General features: G+C 56.4%; 9 protein-coding genes and 1 pseudogene. 4 read left to right on the forward strand and 6 right to left on the reverse strand.

Features of this window, described 5'->3' with window-relative positions:
- Window positions 1-5 precede the first annotated feature (5 nt).
- Window positions 6-2,111: a PAS domain-containing hybrid sensor histidine kinase/response regulator gene (locus tag AC0V6Z_RS01625; RefSeq protein WP_472639682.1), complete on the forward strand. Its 2,106-nt coding sequence runs from the start codon at window positions 6-8 to the stop codon at window positions 2,109-2,111.
- A gap of 74 nt (window positions 2,112-2,185) precedes the next feature.
- Here AC0V6Z_RS01625 and AC0V6Z_RS01630 read toward each other — a convergent pair whose 3' ends face one another.
- From AC0V6Z_RS01630 to AC0V6Z_RS01640, 3 genes and pseudogenes are all read right to left on the reverse strand, one after another.
- Complete coding sequence (locus AC0V6Z_RS01630) at window positions 2,186-5,719, reverse strand: TonB-dependent receptor (RefSeq protein ID WP_472639683.1); 3,534 nt, start codon at window positions 5,717-5,719, stop codon at window positions 2,186-2,188.
- 242 nt (window positions 5,720-5,961) lie between these two features.
- Window positions 5,962-6,902 (reverse strand): annotated as a pseudogene (locus AC0V6Z_RS01635) (isopenicillin N synthase family dioxygenase).
- Between the two features lie 38 nt (window positions 6,903-6,940).
- A complete protein-coding gene (locus AC0V6Z_RS01640) occupies window positions 6,941-8,194 on the reverse strand; it encodes a NupC/NupG family nucleoside CNT transporter (protein ID WP_472639684.1) in 1,254 nt (417 codons plus the stop codon).
- A gap of 257 nt (window positions 8,195-8,451) precedes the next feature.
- On the opposite strand from AC0V6Z_RS01640, the gene AC0V6Z_RS01645 reads away from it, so the two are divergent.
- Window positions 8,452-9,102: a queuosine precursor transporter gene (locus tag AC0V6Z_RS01645; protein WP_472639685.1), complete on the forward strand. Its 651-nt coding sequence runs from the start codon at window positions 8,452-8,454 to the stop codon at window positions 9,100-9,102.
- A 574-nt stretch (window positions 9,103-9,676) separates the two neighbouring features.
- On the opposite strand, the gene AC0V6Z_RS01650 is transcribed toward AC0V6Z_RS01645, so the two are convergent.
- The 3 genes from AC0V6Z_RS01650 to AC0V6Z_RS01660 all read right to left on the reverse strand — a co-directional run bounded on the left by AC0V6Z_RS01650 (window position 9,677) and on the right by AC0V6Z_RS01660 (window position 16,187).
- Entirely contained in the window at window positions 9,677-11,311 is a 1,635-nt protein-coding gene (locus AC0V6Z_RS01650; RefSeq protein ID WP_472639686.1) for an amidase, read from the reverse strand.
- A gap of 94 nt (window positions 11,312-11,405) precedes the next feature.
- Window positions 11,406-14,687, reverse strand: coding sequence for a TonB-dependent receptor domain-containing protein (locus AC0V6Z_RS01655; protein ID WP_472639687.1), 3,282 nt, complete (start codon window positions 14,685-14,687; stop codon window positions 11,406-11,408).
- A 225-nt stretch (window positions 14,688-14,912) separates the two neighbouring features.
- Window positions 14,913-16,187 carry a Xaa-Pro dipeptidase gene (locus AC0V6Z_RS01660; protein WP_472639688.1) on the reverse strand — a complete coding sequence of 425 codons (1,275 nt, stop codon included), beginning with the start codon at window positions 16,185-16,187 and terminating at the stop codon, window positions 14,913-14,915.
- Between AC0V6Z_RS01660 and AC0V6Z_RS01665 the strand changes: the two genes are divergently transcribed.
- Together AC0V6Z_RS01665 and AC0V6Z_RS01670 are read left to right on the forward strand one after the other, a co-directional pair.
- On the forward strand, window positions 16,171-16,923 hold the full coding sequence (locus AC0V6Z_RS01665) for a hypothetical protein (RefSeq protein ID WP_472639689.1): 753 nt from the start codon (window positions 16,171-16,173) through the stop codon (window positions 16,921-16,923). The genes AC0V6Z_RS01660 and AC0V6Z_RS01665 overlap by 17 nt on opposite strands.
- Window positions 16,924-17,278: 355 nt before the next feature.
- Window positions 17,279-18,445: an ATP-binding protein gene (locus tag AC0V6Z_RS01670; protein ID WP_472639690.1), complete on the forward strand. Its 1,167-nt coding sequence runs from the start codon at window positions 17,279-17,281 to the stop codon at window positions 18,443-18,445.
- Window positions 18,446-18,454: the final 9 nt, after the last annotated feature.

Here is an 18,454-nt window from a genome sequence, read left to right on the forward strand (position 1 = left end):
CTAAGATGCAGGCGCATCTGCTCCAGGCATTTGTCGCTGCCAACTTTCTAACAGGCCTGCCTGTTGCCGTCATTTTGGCTGGGCGCGAACGGATGATGGAGGAGTTGGAAATAGGCCGGCGTGAGCTAGCCCTATTGGCGGACAACACCACCGATGCATTGATGTGTTTTGACCTTGAGGGGCGCTGCACATACGCCTCGCCATCGGTTGCGAGCGTGATGGGAGAATCGCCGGATAACTTCATCGGGAAGCGGCCCAGCGACCGGACACACGAGGATTCTCGCGAACTTATCTCTGAAGCCCAGGAGCGCTTGATCTCCGGCGCAAGCACAAATGAGCGCTTCACCTATCGCCGCTTCTCCGACAGCGAGGACGGCCTGCCGGTTTTCATCGAGGCAGAATGCGCGATCGCTTGCAGCCCCGAAACCGGAGAGCGCGAGGGCATTGTTGTTTCAGCGCGAAATGTGACTGAGCGAGTGGAGCTGGAACTCCTGCTGACCCGCGCCCGGCGCAAGGCAGAGCGTGCAGCGCGGGCGAAATCAGAATTTCTCGCCAATATGAGCCATGAAATCCGCACCCCCATGAACGGCGTGCTCGGATTTGCGGAACTGACCTTGCAAAATGAGCTCGATCCAGAGCAACGCCGGAACGTGGATCTGATAGTGCAATCGGGTCGTTCCATGATGTTGCTGCTCAATGACATCCTCGATTTCTCCAAGATAGAAGCAGGGCAGATCAGCATCGACAAGCAGGCACTCGATCTTGATGCGACCCTGGAGGAATGCACCGCCCTGCACCGGCCAAGCGCCGAGAAAAAAGGCCTAGAGCTCCATTTCGAAAGCGAAGCAGACGAATCCTGGGTAACAACCGATGGGCTGCGTGTGCGGCAAATTGCCCTCAACCTGATCGCCAATGCGATCAAATTTACCGAGTTCGGCCGCGTCACGGTCAGCTATCGGATTGAGTCCGGCAAGATCATTGTTCAAGTGTTCGACACCGGAATCGGGATCAGTCCCGAACGCCTGAGCAGCATCTTCAAACCCTTTACTCAGGGTGAGAACAGCACAGCGCGCCGCTTTGGCGGGACTGGACTGGGCCTTTCCATCAGCCGTCAACTGGCTGAATTGCTGGGCGGGAGCTTGAATGTCCAAAGCGAGCCAGGGCGCGGCTCATGCTTCACTCTGGCACTGCCATTTTCCAAGGCCCAACCCTTGCCAGAACTGGAACCCGCATTCGAACCGCCAAAGCCAGAGCAGCTGCCGCGCGGATCGCGCATCTTGCTGGCGGAGGATCACGATGTGAACCGCCTGCTGGCCACGGAAATGCTCGAGCAATGCGGCCAGAACGTCTCGACCGCGCATGATGGGAATGAAGCGATCGCTATGGTGATCGACGCATACCTTCGCGGCGATCCCTATGACCTTGTCTTGATGGATGTGCAGATGCCAGGATGTGACGGTTATGCCGCAACCCGCGCGATCCGCGGCGAAGGGATTGGCGGAGATATTCTGCCGATCATAGCGCTCACCGCCAATGCGTTTCCCGAAGACATCACCGCTGCGCGCGAATCCGGCATGCAGGCACATCTCGCCAAGCCGCTCCAATTCACAAAGCTGGCCCATGCCCTTCAGCGCTGGCTACCGACCAGGATTATCGATGCCAGTCCTTCGGCTGAGCACGAAGACGATCCTCGACAACAACAGCTCGCGGATCGTGAAGGCGCGCCAGAAAGCCATGCTGAACTTGCAGCCAGCTCGCAGGTTATCGACTTTCCGCCCCCTCCAGGCGAGCAATTCCACTCGCATTCCCCCGCCTTGCTGCAACGGTGGGAAACCCGCCGTGAGGAGGCTTTGGAAGCGCTGCAAACCGCGCTCAGCCTGGGCGGTTTTGATGAAGAGCAAAAGGAGGAGGTGATGCGGCTGCTGCACAAGCTTGCCGGAACCGCCGCCATGTTTGGCGAGGCGGAGCTGGGCGACCGGGCTGCCATGTTGGAACGAGCACTGCGCAGCAAATTTGATCCTGCGGTCCAACTCAATTTGCTGCGCGATGTGCTCAGCATTGCCGAGGACCGAGACCAAACCTCAGCGCGAAGCGGCGGCGCTGGCGGTTAAACCAGTCCTCAAAACGCAAACGGCGGAGCCCGCTAAGGCCCCGCCGCTCGTTTGGCTAGTCAGTCAGCGACGAATTAGAATTCGTAGCGTGCACCAACTTGAATGCGCCAGATGCTGCTGTTCACAGCGACATTCGGTTCGGCTTCAAAACCGCGGAAGCTTTCGAGACGGTAACGACCTGCGTCATCGAACTCACCACGAAGCAAAGCTACGCGGCCATCAAAATCGCCAAATGACCGACGAACATTCCAGTCGCTGTCGAGCAAGTTCAGGAAGTTCGAGAAGTCAGCGAATATTTCAATCCGGTCGTCTTTGATCCCAGTCAGGCTTCCGATGAACGGCAGCTCTTGGGTGAGGCGGAAGTCCACGTCGAAGAACCACGGGTTGCGGCAAGTGTTACGGCTGATCGTTTGACCCGGTGTAAAATCACAATTTAGGTTTACGCGTTCACCATTCGGGATCACGAACCCATTGTTAATCGCGTCAAGGAAAGACGAGACATCCGCCAAAACAGACCCACCGATTTGTTCACCAGCTGCATTGAAAATCGGAGGTGCAATGTTCGGATCGTCGATGCCAGTTGGAATGTAAGCGAGAATGTTTTCCTCTGCCGAACCGCTATCGCGGAAGTCGGGTGAGCCATCGTCAAAGGTCAAGCTGTAAGGACGGCCTTCCGATGCGCGGAAGAAGATGCCGAGACCCGTATCATAGCCTTCGAAGAACTCCTCACGGAAGAACATCGACAGAGTGATGTTGTGACGCGTTTCAAAACCAGATTGCGAGATAGCCGGGTTTTGCGGATCGAACACAGCCGTTCCGTCAAACTGCGAGCCTGCGGTCGACGAACGCGAGTTGATCGTTTGCTCGCTGTCGTTGAACGCATAACCAAGGTTGACGTTCACGCTGCCGTTCTCGGTGAACAGACCTTCACTGAAGCGCTTGGTCAGGATGAATGACAGGTTGTGGCTGTCAAAGCTTGGACCATTGGTCAGTTGCAGGAATTCATCAAGACCGGTGCCAAAGCATGGATCGGTTACGCCAACGAATGTCCCGGCATCACGATCAAATGTCGCGTTACAATCGGTACGCAGTGGATCAATCGCCGCGATGATCGGGCGACCGTCCACTGTAAAGCCGTCCAATGCCTGACGGGTATCGACGACCTGCAGAAGGTCGCGAATTGCCAGCGTGTCGTTGAAACGGGTGTAGATGTAATCGACGTTCAGCTTCCAGTTTGAGAAGAACCCGGTGTCGGTGCCAAGATCAGTGGTAAAGCCGATGTTGGCGCGCAGCGCGGTTGGGATATTGAAGTCAGGATCGATGTTCTGAACCTCACCGCCACCAGCAGCAGCACCGGCAGCACCGGCATTGATAGCGCATTGTGGGAAACCGGTGAAAGCACCACCAGCAAGCACTGAGATCTGACCGGTAACAGGATCGATGTTCAGGTCAGCCGCGTCGCAATCATCAGTGTTGCCATTGACAGATGCAAAGCCATCGTTGGAAAACGCGTTTGAGAAGAAAACGACCGGATCACCGCCTGCAAAGACACCAACACCGCCGGTTACGCTGGTGTTTGAGAAGAAACCTTCATTGTCGAAATTATAAGTCGCGGAGAGGCGCGGCAAAACAACCGGGTCGATCGAGCCGAAGGACACGCTGTTGCTGAAACCGAGCCGGTCTACGAACAGCGGGTTGTTGCGCGGGGCATCGCCATCATAGAGCTGAACACGGACACCGGCAGACACGTCCAATTGGCTGTTTACTGACCAATCGTCCTGTACAAATACCGAGTAGACTGTGCGGCCAAACTGCGCCGCAGCATTGTTGATATCCCCATCAATACCGGTGCGGATCGTACCCCCGCCGATTGGATCGTCGAGATCCACGATATCGTCTGGCCCGTCAAAATCGCCCCCAGCGTCGACAACACCGAACGCACCTGCAAGCAGGCCTGCTTCAAAATCGGCAAGGCCGTCAAAAAACAAAGTGCCGGTCGCATTAATGGCAAACAAGTTGAATACTTCGAGATCATTGATCTCAGCGCCAAATTTCAGCTGATGATCACCTGCATCGTAGTTCAGAACGAAACGAGCTTGGTCAATCCGGGTGTTCAGCGCGTTGGCCGAACGGAAAATACCTGGGCCAGTTGCAAGACCACCATCTTCACCGTCAGGGATCAGCCCGTTTGTTTCGTTAGGGAAGCCAACAACAAGGCGAACAGTCGGATCATCCGTTTGCGCTTCGTTAAAGCCAACCGGACCTTGCACGTCGGCAACATCGGCGCGGCTGAGACGCAATTCGGTCGAAACCTTATCGCTCCAGTCAGAATACAGACGCACAGAGTAATAGTCCGAAACTGTACCTTCGTCTTCAAACGAGTTGATGCCAGTCAGCGTGTTACCGCCGCCATCGAACTCGACGTTGGTTTCTTCAAGACGCTGATAGGTTGCCTCAAGACGGTGATCATCATTGATGATTGCGTCGAGGCGGCCAAAGTAACGCACGTTACCTTCTGGCAAGGTTGTTGGGATCTCGCCAATGTCCTGACCATAGACGTCGCGCGCAATGCGAGCGAATTCGTCAAACTGGGCTTGAGTGACAAACTCATCCTCATCGGCAGCACCTGACCCAAATGGGCCACGGTTAAAGCCGTCTGCAATCGTCACTTCCTCGTAGCCGAGCGAGAAGAACAAGCGATCAGGAATGATTGGGCCCGAGAGGGTCGCGCCCCAGCGCTCCTCGCGACCGGCATTGATCGTCCGAACGCCGTCCGGGAACTCGAGCTCGTCGCCCTGAAGGCCTTCGTCAAAGAAAGTGTAGAATGCTGAACCGCTAAATTCGTTGGTACCAGCCTTGGTAACAACGTTGACGAGACAGCCGGTGAAGTCGGAATATTCTACATCGAACGGAGCGAATTCAACCGAGGTTTGCTCGACCACATCAAATGGCAGCGGCAGAGAGTTACGAGCGGCAAATGGCGTACCATTCAGGCCAAACACGTCCGACTGAATGATACCGTCAACGGTGAAAGTGTTGCCACGGTCATTGCCGCCGAGGCAGGAAATGCGATCAACGTCGTTGTTCTGCTCAAGGCTAACGCGTGGGTCGATGCGAATGATGTCGCGAACGTCGCGAGTGATGGATGGGAAGTTCTCTAGAGTTTGCGTGTCGAAGGCTGTGCCTGGGCCAACTGCGAGCTGGGTTACGCCTGCGCGGGCGCCGGTCACGATGATCACATTGTCGGTGCCGCCAGCAGCGCTAGCTTCGAGAGTGAAGCGGAATGCGGTGTTACCTGAAATGCTTGTGAAGACGTCTTCAACCGTCTGACCTTCAAAGCCAGGTGCAGTTACTGTGACGGTGTACGGGCCACCGGGCGGCAATGAACCGACGCGGAAGTTACCATCCGCTCCTGCCGTAACTTCGCGAACGGCGCCGGTGCGCGTGTCGGTGATGGTTGCGGTCGCACCTGGAAGCGCGTTACCGCTAACGTCGATTACCGAGCCTTCGATGCCGGATGTAATGCTTTGCGCGGCGGCTGGCGCTGCGATGGTTGCCGCGGCTGAGAGGCTTACGACGCTCGCCGCCAAGAGATATTTGAGTTTCATTGGTAGAGTCCCCTGATCACAGTGGATGGATGTGAACACGCCCCCAATAGGGCCGTTGCGGGACGCTAAAAAGACCGATTTGTGACAAATCCGTTACGCTATCCACTGCCTGAGCGGCCGAGCGCAATCATGACAGAGTTTTCCACCGCAAGACTCGCGGTTTCCTGCAGGTTAGCGGCCTGGTGTTGCTGCAGTGCAACAAAATATTAGATTCGTGACGATTTCGGTCAGTGGAGGGCTGATCAGGCCAGATTGATCTCGCGCAGGCGCTGCATCAGAAAGTCATGGGCTGAAATTGGCTCTGCGGGTGCCGAGTCGCTCGATGCGTCGGTGCAGCTTGCCAGCGGCTCGATCAGGTAATCAGGCCGGAAATGCAGGAAAAAGGCATAGAATAGCGCGATCTTTGTGCCGCCGGGCCGCGCGGGTTCACCACCCGGTGAGTGGTTGAGCGCAGGCGGCCATTCGTCAGCCGCTCCAGCATATCGCCAACATTGATGACCAGCGCGCCCTCAGGCACATCAATCGCCTTCCACTCGCCCGCCTTGGTCAGCAGTTCGAGCCCGGCCTCTTCTGCGCCGAGCAGCAAAGTGATGGTGTTGATATCGCCATGCGCAGCGGCGCGGATCGCGCCCTCTGGTGCATCGGGGCCGAGCGGCGGATAATGCAGCAGGCGCATCACCGAATTGCCGTCCTCAACCGTCGCTGCGAAGAAATCCTGCGGCAGTTCCAGATGCAGCGCAATCGCCTCCAGCGCGCGCGCGCCGGCCTCTTCAAACGCGGCGTAAAGCTCGCTGAAGGTGCCCTCAAATCCGCCCACCTCGGCGGGCCACACATTCGGCCCCATGAACTCTGCCAGCGGGTGATCGGCGGGCAGGCCCCGGCCAACGTGCCAGAATTCCTTCAGGTCATGGACGCTCGCATCCTTGGCCTTCTCCGTGCCGAACGGGGTGTAGCCGCGCGCGCCGCCTCCGCCCTCGATCTTATACGCCCGCTTGACCTTGTCCGGCAGCGCAAAGAACTCTTTCGAGAGCGCCTCGGCCCTATCGATCAGCTCTTGCGGAATGCCATGATCGCGCACAACCGCGAAACCATATTCGGCAAAGCTGCGACCAAGCTCGTCAGAGATCGTCTCCAGCGGCTGAGCCAGAGAGACAATTGCGATATCAGGGGCGGTATCAGTCATAGCGGAATACGTAATACGCGAAGGCCAATTGTTCCAGTCTAGAGCGGCAAGAACAGGCCAGCCAGCGCCGCGCTCATCAGGTTTGCCAGACTCCCAGCGGCCAATGCCTTAAGGCCAAGCCGCGCGATCACGGGCCGCTGGTTCGGGGCCAAGCCGCCCGTCACCGCCATTTGGATCGCGATGGAGGAGAAGTTCGCAAACCCGCACAATGCAAAGGTGACAACCGCACGGCTGCGCTCCGTCAGGCCTTCGACCGCGCCCAGTTCAATAAAGGCGACAAATTCGTTGAGCACGATCTTGGTGCCAAACAATCCGCCCGCAATCTGCGCCTGATCCCAGTCCGAAATCCCGATCAGGAACATCACCGGCGCGAACAAATAGCCGAGCAATTGCTGGAACGAGATGTCGGGATAGCCGAACCAGCCCCCAACCCCGCCAAGGAGACCATTGGCGAGCGCAACCAGCGCGACAAACACCATCACCATCGCGCCTACGGCCACGGCCAGCTTTACACCCGTGGTGGTGCCCTGGGCCGCCGCCTCGATGATATTGGCGGGCTTTTCGCCCTCTTCAAAGGTCTCCGACACAGTCGCATCGGCAATCAACGCGTCATGCGCCGCCGCCTCTTCGGGATCATCCGGCATGATGATCTTCGCCATCAGAATGCCGCCCGGGGCCGACATAAACGCCGCCGCCAGCAAATAAGGCACCGCCTCATCGCCCAAGAAAGACGCATAGGCGGCGAGGATCGTGCCTGCGACCCCGGCCATGCCGACGCACATCAAAGTGAACAGGCGTGATGGCGGCAAGGCGGCGAGATAAGGCCGCACGACCAGCGGGCTTTCGGATTGGCCGACAAAGATGTTGGCCGCGCTGCCCAGCGCCTCCACCTTGCTGATCCCGGTCAGCCAGCCAATCGCCCCGCCCAGCCAGCGCACCAGACGCTGCATAATGCCAAGGTAATAGAGGATCGAAACCAGCGCGGCGAAGAACACAATCACTGGCAAGGCTGCGATCAGGAACGTGTTGGCAAAGGGATTGCTACCCATCGGCCCGAACAGGGTCTCAATCCCCTGCACAGAATAGCTGAGCAAGGCGATCACGCCGTTCGACATAAATTCAATCGCGCCAACGCCAAAATCCGTGCGCAGCACCAGCAGCGCCATCAGCGCCTGCAGGGCAAAGGCGGCGCCAACCACGCGCAGTTTGATACGCTTCTTCCCATTAGACAGCAGAAAGGCGATGGCCAGGATCGCAGCGATCCCGATGAGGCTCATGACAAATGGCGGCATGTTTAAGCGCGAGGCTCCCCTAAATGCGCGTACCCTGCGCAAAGAACATGCGCGCCGCGATCTCTCGGCACGCGGGAGAGAACCTTGCCGCTTGCGCGCAAACAGTCAATTCTCGCGGGTGTGAGAGGCGTTGATAGCGCGCGCGCCATCGCTTTTCTTTTCCGCCCGTGGAACTTACACGTGATCCATGAACACAGCGACACCGGCGCAGGCCCAATCCACCAGCGAAACGTCCCCAGCCGCCAGCGCGGCCTAGCATGATACAGATGCCGCGCGGGCTGTTTGTCTATCTGATGCTGTATGGCGGGATGACGGTGCTGGCAGGCGTGTTGGCGTTTAAGCAAGTGCAATTGTGGCCGACCGATCTAGCGGTGGAATCGGGCATTTTCGCGTTTCTCATTCTGGTCGTCATTTCCAGCACAGTGTCACAGCTTTATGGTCAGAAATACGCAACCCGGATCGTTTGGCTGGGGTTTGTGCCGCTACTGATCGCCAGCGTGCTGATGCAATTGGTGCTGGCTCTACCGCCCTCAGTGGAAATGCTGAGCGGGCGTGCAGACGACCTCGCCGCGTTTGAACGAGTGCACAACACCGTATGGCGCGTATGGGCGGCGGGCCCAGCGGCCTACATCGTCTCACTGCTGCTCAATATCTGGATATTTGACCGACTGCGCGGCAGCGGAGAGGCCAGCACGATCGGCCTGATGATCCGCGGCGCAGTGGCCTCTGCGCTCAGCCAAGCGGTGGACTCGGTGATCTTCATCACTCTCGCCTTCTACGGCCTGTTCCCGATTATGGACCTGCTGATCGGACAAGTAATCGCCAAAGTGGCGCTGTCTATTGTGCTGGTGCCGTTCCTGATCACCGGCGGCGTGCGGCTGGCAAAGTGGCTTGATGCTCGGGGGTGAGGTTGGTGTTACCGGGGACGCATTGGTGTTGCCATTGTGATCCCGGCATCCTGAAACCATACGCGTCATCCTGAACTTGGTTGACCTGCGGTCAGCTGCGCTTCCAGGATAACCGCGGCAGCTAGCGCGAGACCGATAGGGTTATCCCGGATCAAGTCCGGGATGACGCTGGAGGTGTATCTGGCTGCTGACAAACGTAACTTGCGCCGCCGCGCTATCCCAAATCCAATCCCGTCATGCTGAACTCGTTTCAGCATCCATCGCTGCGCTCCAACGAAGATATTCGTCCTGAGGATGGACCCTGAACCAAGTTCAGGGTGACGAAACAAGACCAGGCACGGCAGCGCGTGGATTTTCCTACATGAGGGCGACTGGCTATGCCGGGCCTATGCTTTTGCTCGCCGTGCTCCAACATCCGATTAATCGAGTAAATCGATCAATCAGCCCATCTGTGATCGATTGGTTTTTCGCCCTAAGACTGTGTTCCATCCGTTCCAAGCGTGCTTCACCAGCGACGAACGGAGCGGCCATCAAGCGCCGCATGCCAGTCCTCAAGCTCTCCCGTGCAGGCGCGCTACTCGGCCAGGAACTGCGGGGTCAGCCGCTTGTTCGAGGCTTGCTCATAGGCATAGCCCGCCTTCAGCAGCAGCCCCTCCGACCACTTGCCCGCGTAGAAGCTGATCCCAATCGGCAGACCCTCGATCCCGCCCATCGGCACCGTCAGATGCGGATAGCCAGAGGTTGCAGGCAGCCAGCTCGCGCTGGGTCCGGAGAACGTGTCCCCATCGCCCAGGGTAGAGCGCCATGCCGGCCCAAGCGTCGGCGAGACCAGCACGGCCACGTCGTTCTCGCGCAGCAGCCGGTCGATGCCCTCAACGCCCGCAATCCGCTTGGTCGTCTTGAGCGCCTCCAGATAGCGCGGATCGGTGAGGCCCGCCTGGGCCCGCGCCTGCTCGAACAGCTCCTGGCCGAAATGCGGCATCTCCACCTCGGCATTGGCCGTGTTGTAGGCGATGAGATCGGCCAGAGTGCGCGTGGTCACGGCCTCCGGCGTGGTGGCGAGATAGGCGTTGAGATCGGCCTTGAACTCGGTCAGCAGGATGAGGAACTCCGCCTCACCCAACGCCTCCTGATCGCTGTCGCTAATGCCGCGAGCCTCGATCTCGACCAGCACTGCGCCCTGCGCCTCCATCACGGAGAGGGCGGCGTCGAACTGCTCTATGATCGCGGGGTTACCGCCCACCTGATCTCGCATCACGCCGATCCGCATGCCCTTGAGGCCTTCCGGAGTAAGCTCCGCCGTGTAGTCAGTCTTCTGACCATCCGCCTCTGCGGTCGCGGCATCATCCGGGTCGGTGCCGACCATCGCGGTGAGCATCATGGCCGCGTCCATCACGCTGCGCGTCATCGGCCCGGCGGTGTCCTGAGTGTGGCTGATCGGGACGACATGGGTGCGCGAAACCAGCCCGACGGTCGGCTTCAGACCGACCACGCCATTGGCAGAGGACGGGCACATGATCGAACCGTCGGTCTCTGTGCCGATCGTGCCCGCAGCCAGCGCCGCCGCCATGGCAGAGCCGCTGCCGCTGGAAGAGCCGCAGGAGTTGAACGGCAGGCGGTGCGGGTTCTTGACCAGCCCGGCGACCGAGGTCCAGCCGCTGGTGGAATTGGTGGAGCGGAAGTTCGCCCATTGTGAGAGGTTCGTCTTGCCCAGGATGATCGCGCCCGCATCCTTGAGTTTACGGATGAGCGGGGCATCGCGGTCTGTCACATTGTCGCTGAGCGCGGTGGACCCGGCGGTGGTGGGGACTGGGCCAGCGACCTCGATGTTGTCCTTCACCAGCAGAGGGATGCCGTGGAGGCTGCCCAACTCATCGCCATCGCAGCGCTCTGCATCGCTGGCCTGCGCGAGTTCCAGCGCGTCAGGCATCAGCGAGAGGACGGCATTGAGTTGGGGCCCGCCATCGGCATCGTCAAGCTTCTCGATCCGCGCAAGATAGGCTGTAACAATGGCCTCGCTAGAGGTTTCACCCGCCTCCAGCATGCCCGCGAGGTCCGCTAGGGAGTGGTCCTCCACATTGCCAAGATTGGCGCTGGCCGCGGCCAACTCTGGAACAGCGCAGGCGCCCGAACCGAAAGTGCCGCTAATCGCATCACACGCCGTTAGCGACGCACATGCCGCTACGCTCAAAACCACCCTACGCAGCATCAACCACCTCATCGTTTGTCATAATAACCCAAAACACAAAGGGCGAAGCAGTGTGGTAACTGCCCCGCCCCTTGGTGTCACTGTTTGCGTGCGCTTAATAGGTTGCGCGTGCGCCTAAGAAGAAGAACGTGCCAACCGGACTGACCGGGAAGGCTTGCTCTGTCACAAATGGGTTGCGGTCAAACACATTGTTGACGCCGCCATAAATGTCGACCGTGTCATTCAGATCATAGTTGAATGAAATGTCGTGAATGAACGCATCGCTCGAAAGGCCGTTTTCAGCAGTAAATTGGAAGGTCGGTCCATTACCGACCGACTCGATTTCCACGGCTCGCAGCCCCTGACTATCGAGATACGTCGTCGACCAAGTGAAGCTGAGCTTCTCATACTCAGCCGTCAGTCCAGCCCGACCCGCCCATTCTGGACGCTGCAATTCGCCAAGTTCAGGATCAACCAGAGTGATGTCGCTTGGGTCGAAGAAATTATTGAGCTTATCGACCCAGGTACCGCTTGCATTCAAAGTGAAATCAAGTGGGCCAATATCAAAACGATACTGCATTGATGCTTCGATCCCCGCAGTTTCCTGCCTCGCAAAGTTAATCTGCGACTGTCGCAGGAAGAGGAAGCCACCATTGTCTGTACGGCGATCCACCGCGGTGCAAAATGCGTTGTCGATCGATGAACTATCGACACAATTGTCGACAATGTCCTGCGCACTTACCGCGTTGATCGCGTCCTCAAGCTCGATATTGTAATAATCGACGCTCAGCACAAAGCCTGGCAAGAAACGAGGTGTGATCTGCGCCCCGACGGTCCAAGTCGTTGCAGATTCCTCTTGCAAATCCGGGTTGCCAGCGATTGAACCGGAGAAACGCGCCGTCAACGGGTCGACAAAGGAATATGTTCCGGTGCCTAGCGTCGGATCTATCCCAATGCTGGCAAAGATTGCCTCACAATTGGCTTGGCGCAAGCCAGGATCACTTGCCGTCGCGAGTTCCGCAACGTCGCAGGGATCAACAGGGCGGAAAGTCGCGCCTTGCGCCGGACTGAACAACTCAGAGATGTTAGGTGCACGAACCGCTTCTGCAAATGTTGCACGGAAAAGAATGTCTTCTGTCGGCGCCCATAGACCACCGACATTCCACGTGAAAGTGGTTCCCACAGACGAATAATCAGAATAGCGCGCCGCCCCGCTCAATTCGAGCGTCTCTGCGAATGGCACACCGGCAAGGATTGGCAAGCGCACTTCACCAAACAATTCATAAACAGTGAATTCACCGCCATCATTGTCAACCGTCGCATCGGGATCAAAGACCAGGGAGTTCGCCGCTGTTGGCAAGTCGCGGATCAAGTCGCCCTCAGTGGCATCCGGTGTTGTCACTGGAATCACACCGCGCACCAGCGGATCAAAATTTGATCGGCTGATTTCCTCGCGGAATTCAAAGCCGCCTGCAAATCCAATTGGACCGCCAGGTAGCTCAAGAAATGCACCAGTATCTCCGGTAAAGACCGCGCTGAAGACCATCTGCTCAAGCGTGAACTCATTCACTGTCGTGGTAGTGATGAAGTCGATCGCATCTTGGCTGATCGCGCCCACTCCGCCAAGGATATTGGCTGGGCGACACGATCCGTCACCAGGATTGAAAGTAAAGAAGCCAGGATCGCCCACCGGTATTCCAAATGGAGTGGTGGCTGGAGCAGTGGGATCAATGTCTGAACGGCAAATAGGATTGCCGGTTACCGGGTCTGAAACGACATCAATTGCCGCAAAGAAGCGATCGGTGATCACTCGGTTGGCATCGAATGATGTTTGATCAAAGCGACCGTAATTCCCGCTGATTTCATAACTGAAGTGATCAGTGATTTCGCCTTTGAGACCAGCGACAAAACGTAGGGTTTCAAACTCATTGCGATTGCGGTTTGGTCCCAAATCTGCGGGATCGCGCGTGATATAAAGACCTTCATCCGTGCCATTGCCAAAGAAGAGCGGTGCAACAAACTGCTCTAGCTCAGGCGTGATAAACGGGTTATCCGCCCGGATCGTCAGCAAATCATAAAAGGTGTTTGGCTGCGCCTGAAACTCCGCCGAATTGGATACAAACTTTCCTTCGAAGAAGAAGGTTGCTTCTGACGAAATTTCAAAAGTGAGATTAGCGTTCACCGACCAACGTTCAGTCTCTGGAATCAGTGAATTGACATCAAAGTTATTCGGAATGCCATTACCGCCAAATTGGTTGAAAGTACCGGTAACAAGACCGTCTTCGTAAACCGACAAGCTGCCATCATCATTGATCACCGCACAACCGCCAGCCAATCCAAACGCACCAGGATTGAAAGTGCTGTTAAAGCCCACCGAGCTTTCGAGGCAATCGGCGATTCCATTGCCATTGATGTCCGGTCCGTCAGAAAGGCCAATATCACCTGGCGCAATGACGCCTCCTGCGGCGGACAGTGAGAAACGAGGATCGGTCGCAATAAAGCGGGTCGTGGCGTTAGCAGCACGGTCAATCAATGCCTGCTCCGCTGGAGTTGGCGTAAAGCCTAGTCCGGTGGTTGGGATAAGCGAGCCGGGCGCGCTACCGTTAAAGTTCGGCGTATCAGCACCGCCTAACTCGCCGGCTTGGAACCGAAGTGCCGGGTTTGCTTGATCATCGAACAAGCCATTGTTGCGTGAAAAGTCGCGCTCGCCAAACTGCAGCTCATTCCCGCGGGCATATTCGCCCGAGACAACTAAATTGCCACGGCCATCTGCGAAGTTCACGCCCCAAGTAAGGTCGGTATTAATCCGAAATGAATCGCCACGCGACGAAAGTCCCCCTTGAATGTTTCCTTCGAAGCCCTCGAAATCATCACGCAGCACAAAGTTCACAACACCTGTAACAGCATCAGCACCATATATCGAAGATGCACCGCCGGTAAGCGTCTCGACCCGCTCGATCAGTGCAGTTGGGATCGAGTTGATGTCGACTGCTTGTTCACCTGCAACACCAGAAACGTGACGGCGACCGTTGACCAAAACCAAGGTCCGGTTGGCTCCAAGCCCGCGCAGGTTCAGAATCGATTGCCCAACAGCCTCGGAGAATACCCCATCAATGGATGCTTCTGCCGACGTCGACGTCGAAAGAGCAGGAATATCGCGCAGCACATCGACTACGTCGGACGTGCCAGTCTGTGTCAGCTCCTCGGCATCAAGCGCCAAGATCGGTGCCGCTGAGCCAATGTTTGGGTCACGTGCGATCCGCGAACCGGTAACAACAATAACTTGCTCTTCTTCGACCGTCTCTTCATCCGGCCCAGACTGCGCATGAGCGGCAAATGGCACCATGCTGGTCGCGGCAAGCAGCAGTGCGTGACCTGAAAGTTTGAAGCTGCGCATAAAATTCCCCTGTACGTTGTATTCTGTTCCCAGGAGAAAGCTTGCTGCAATGCAACATGGTGTCAAGATGATATGAGGCGGTTGGCGCTCGAAAGGCGTTTCAAAGGCAGTTTTGTTGCAAAAATGCACGCATCACAATCGTCCAGGAGCGTAGAGGGCCTTTTGGACGTGCGGCGATGTGTCTAATCCGACGTTACAGGCGCGGAAAAGCACTGTGTCGGTTGCTTACTCCGACTTGTAAACTTCGCCCTGCTTCATGACGAAGGTCACATTTTCGAGCAGTGAGATGTCCTCCAAAGGATTACCGCGGACCGCGATGATATCGCCCGAGGCGCCGACCTTGATCACACCAACATTTCCCTTTTGGCCCAAAGCTTCAGCAGCATTATATGTTGCTGCCCGCAGGGCTTCCGCAGAAGTCATGCCAAAACGCACCATGCGCGAGAGCTGCTTCGCGTTATCACCATGGGGGTAGACCCCGGCATCAGTACCCAGCACCATTTTCACGCCGGCTTCATGCGCCCGGCGGAAATTCTCGCGCTGCGTCTGGCCAGTCATCCGCTCTTTTTCCAGGCTTTCGGGCAAAATTCCCGCTGCCTCCCCCTCACCCAAGATGAACTCTGTGACGTAAATGTCCATCGACAGGAATGCGCCGTTCTCTTTCGCCAGCCTGATGCCTTCGTCATCAATGAAGCTAGCATGCTCAATCGTATCGACGCCCGCCTTCAGAGCATTGATGATGCCTTCGCTTCCGTGTGCATGGCTAGCGACCTTCATCCCGTGGCTGTGCGCTTCTTGGGTAAGCGCGGTCAGCTCTTCCAGAGTGTACTGCGGCGCACCAACTTTTGTCCCCTTGGACAGAACACCGCCGGTCGAGCAGGTCTTGATCAAATCGGCGCCAAACTTTCGGTTTTTGCGCACTTTGGAACGCGCGGCCCACGGGCTGTCAGCCACGCCTTCGCCAATTGCTTCATATTCTGGGGGCAGGAGATTGTTGTCCGAGCAATGCCCGCCAGTAATCCCGATCGGCGGACCAGAGACGAACATTCGCGGTCCAGGCACGTCGCCTTCTGCGATCGCATCGCGCAATGCGACATCGCCAAAACTGCCCGCGCCAACATTGCGCACCGTTGTAAACCCAGCCATCAGTGTGGTCTTGGCGTTCACCACGCCAGTGATCGTTGCGCGCTCATCAGAAATTGCGAGCCTGCGATAGCCATGGCTATCGGAATCGCTGGTCAGGTGAACGTGCATATCAATCAAACCTGGCATGATCGTCATTTCGCCGAGATCAATGACTTCATCAGCCTCTGCATCGGTCGCTTCATCGAAGGAAATATCGGTGATTACGCCGTCAGTGATTGTGATCACCGGGTCATTGAGCAGCCGCCCACTTTCCACATCGATCATACTGTCGGACGTAACAATGACCGTCTCCGCCACAAGCGCCGTAGAGCTGAGGAGCAATGATGAAGCGAAAGCAATGACCGGCAGTTTCAAGCATATTCCCCTTGTTGCATTGCAGCGAAAGCTAGCAGCTTTCCGGCGCGCGGCAAGAGCAAGCGCTAGGCTAGCTGGCTCCTTACCTTCAATACCGCCAGCGCGCCTGATCAAGTCGCCGCATTCTACCCGGCTGATACCGAGGCACGGAGCGACGCGTGGTGGCAGTTCAACAGCTGGTGGCTCGTCCGGCCTCGCCGAAATTCAACTCACGCTAGGCGAACAGGGCAATCTCGTCCGGTCAGGAAACATCCTCAAAAAGATCACAATGAGCAATCGGAGCAAGATGCGGCTGATTTCCCTGCCCAGGCGGGCAAGGCGCGATCACGGCTATATTCAGGTGATTTGCGGCACGAAATTGAGCTTTCTTCGCTATATTTCAAAGCTCAATCCTTATCCGGGTCAATTGGTGCCCGTGCCGGGCTCATCCCTGCGAAGCTTCCCGCCTCGAGAAGATGGCTATGAATTCAATCGGCATGCATATGGAGCGCAAAGGGCGACAAACACTCCTGGAGTCTTGAGGGGCAGCTTTCTTGCGATGGGAGAGGTTGGCCTTGGATCGACATATGTAGCCCTCATCGCACTCCGAAGGGACTTCGAAATTAGACGCGCCGAGACCGAGAATTGTCTATTCGACCATGAAAGCGCCGTCTGCCAACAATTCTTCAAAGAAACGAGACCCTCCGCCGCAGCCTATTTGGCAGCGCAGCTATTGACAATTCCGAGAGGTCAGTAGCGGGCGCTTCAGACAGGTCGAAGTATTGCAGCGTGATCCTTGCGAGAATTGATGCATGCAAACTCGCGAGGGCGGCTTAGGACTTCGATGCGATAATCGTCCAGATGCTTCCTCAAATGCGCTTCGAACGACGCTGTAGATAAGTATTGCCCCATCGCCACCAGTTGAACGGGCATGAGATATAAGAAAGCCACGTCGACTAGATTGGATACAATAGTCATTCAAGAACTTAGGAACGAAGGAACAAAGTGACTCAGATTTTCGTAACCTTGGCCAAAAGCACTTTGGGCGTGTGCAAAAGCAATTATTCTGATACTATTTTTCAAGAATCGGTTAGAGCAAATGGTGCGATTCATTGAGTGACAAGGTCCAACACAGCAAGCGATTATTCAAACGTCAACTAAGCGAGTTACTCGACGAAAACGACCTGCTCGACGAGAATACATCTCTGCTCATATGGCGGCCACGCTTTCTCCCAAATAATCTTGAAACACTCTTCACGACAATCGAGGAACGAAACCTTGGGATGGACATTGGTGAAGGTCTTGTCGGACGAGCCGCCGAAACCCGCGCTCAAACTGACGGACACTTCACCAAATCCGCAGCTACTCACCACCCCAAGTTGGTCGAAAAGTATAAATGGAAATCGTTTCGCGTTGTTCCCATTGTTCTTGATGGCACCCTTATCGGGATTTACGCACTCCACTCTAATGTGAAGAAGCAAAGCTGGCCCGTCACACCTGCCTTGCTTCACAATATGATCGAAATGGGGCTACTTCTCATCGATGACGCAACCAATTCGGATGTCAAAGACAAGTCACTTGAAAAATCGCTTTTGTCTTTAGAGGTGGGAAGGGCAGCTGAGGATCGCTTTCACGACATCAAAGAGACTCTCTTTATGGCAAACGGCGCCTTAGGCGCACTTAAGAAAAGTCGCCTTGATCCAAGAATGCACACAAAAAACCTCGGCATTGTTTCCAAGCAACTGGGTGCCGCAAAAGAACTTGCAGAAAAATATATTGAAGAGGCGCGCAACCCAAACCTCCTTGACCGTACTCCATTCGACCTAAGGTTATTGCTACGCGCGCGCGTCAAAGACCTTGAACTCCGTTCAAAGCAAAGAGCGTCTCACAGGCAAAGAAAGATCGACGTTCATCCAAATTTCCCAGATGAGCCGGTCATGATAAATGCAGATATAGATAGGCTCGACCGTGCAATTGGAAATGTTTTAAACAATGCGGAGCACTGGGTAATCAGATCAGTCAGTGGCACCGTGAGGATAGAAGTCCATTTGGATGCAGATGATGATTTTTGTTACCTGCGAATCTTTGACTCCGGCCCTGGGATAATTGAGCCCCAAAGAGCATTAGAAAAAGGGTACTCTCTTCGAGGAGGAACAGGCTTGGGGCTCTCTATCGCAAAACGAGTAGTTGAATTGCACGATGGATCACTTGATATCAGCAGTAATGTGCCTCATTGGACAGTGATCGATATTTTGTTACCACTGGCTCATGAGGGGTGAATATGTGTC

It is taken from the genome of Erythrobacter sp. SN6-5, assembly GCF_057364945.1.

Coding starts and splice junctions, on each gene's coding strand:
- AC0V6Z_RS01625 (WP_472639682.1), top strand. CDS start 6: ATGCAGGCGCATCTGCTCCAGGCATTTGTCGCTGCCAACTTTCTAACA.
- AC0V6Z_RS01630 (WP_472639683.1), bottom strand. CDS start 5,719: ATGAAACTCAAATATCTCTTGGCGGCGAGCGTCGTAAGCCTCTCAGCC.
- AC0V6Z_RS01640 (WP_472639684.1), bottom strand. CDS start 8,194: ATGCCGCCATTTGTCATGAGCCTCATCGGGATCGCTGCGATCCTGGCC.
- AC0V6Z_RS01645 (WP_472639685.1), top strand. CDS start 8,452: ATGATACAGATGCCGCGCGGGCTGTTTGTCTATCTGATGCTGTATGGC.
- AC0V6Z_RS01650 (WP_472639686.1), bottom strand. CDS start 11,311: ATGCTGCGTAGGGTGGTTTTGAGCGTAGCGGCATGTGCGTCGCTAACG.
- AC0V6Z_RS01655 (WP_472639687.1), bottom strand. CDS start 14,687: ATGCGCAGCTTCAAACTTTCAGGTCACGCACTGCTGCTTGCCGCGACC.
- AC0V6Z_RS01665 (WP_472639689.1), top strand. CDS start 16,171: ATGACCGGCAGTTTCAAGCATATTCCCCTTGTTGCATTGCAGCGAAAG.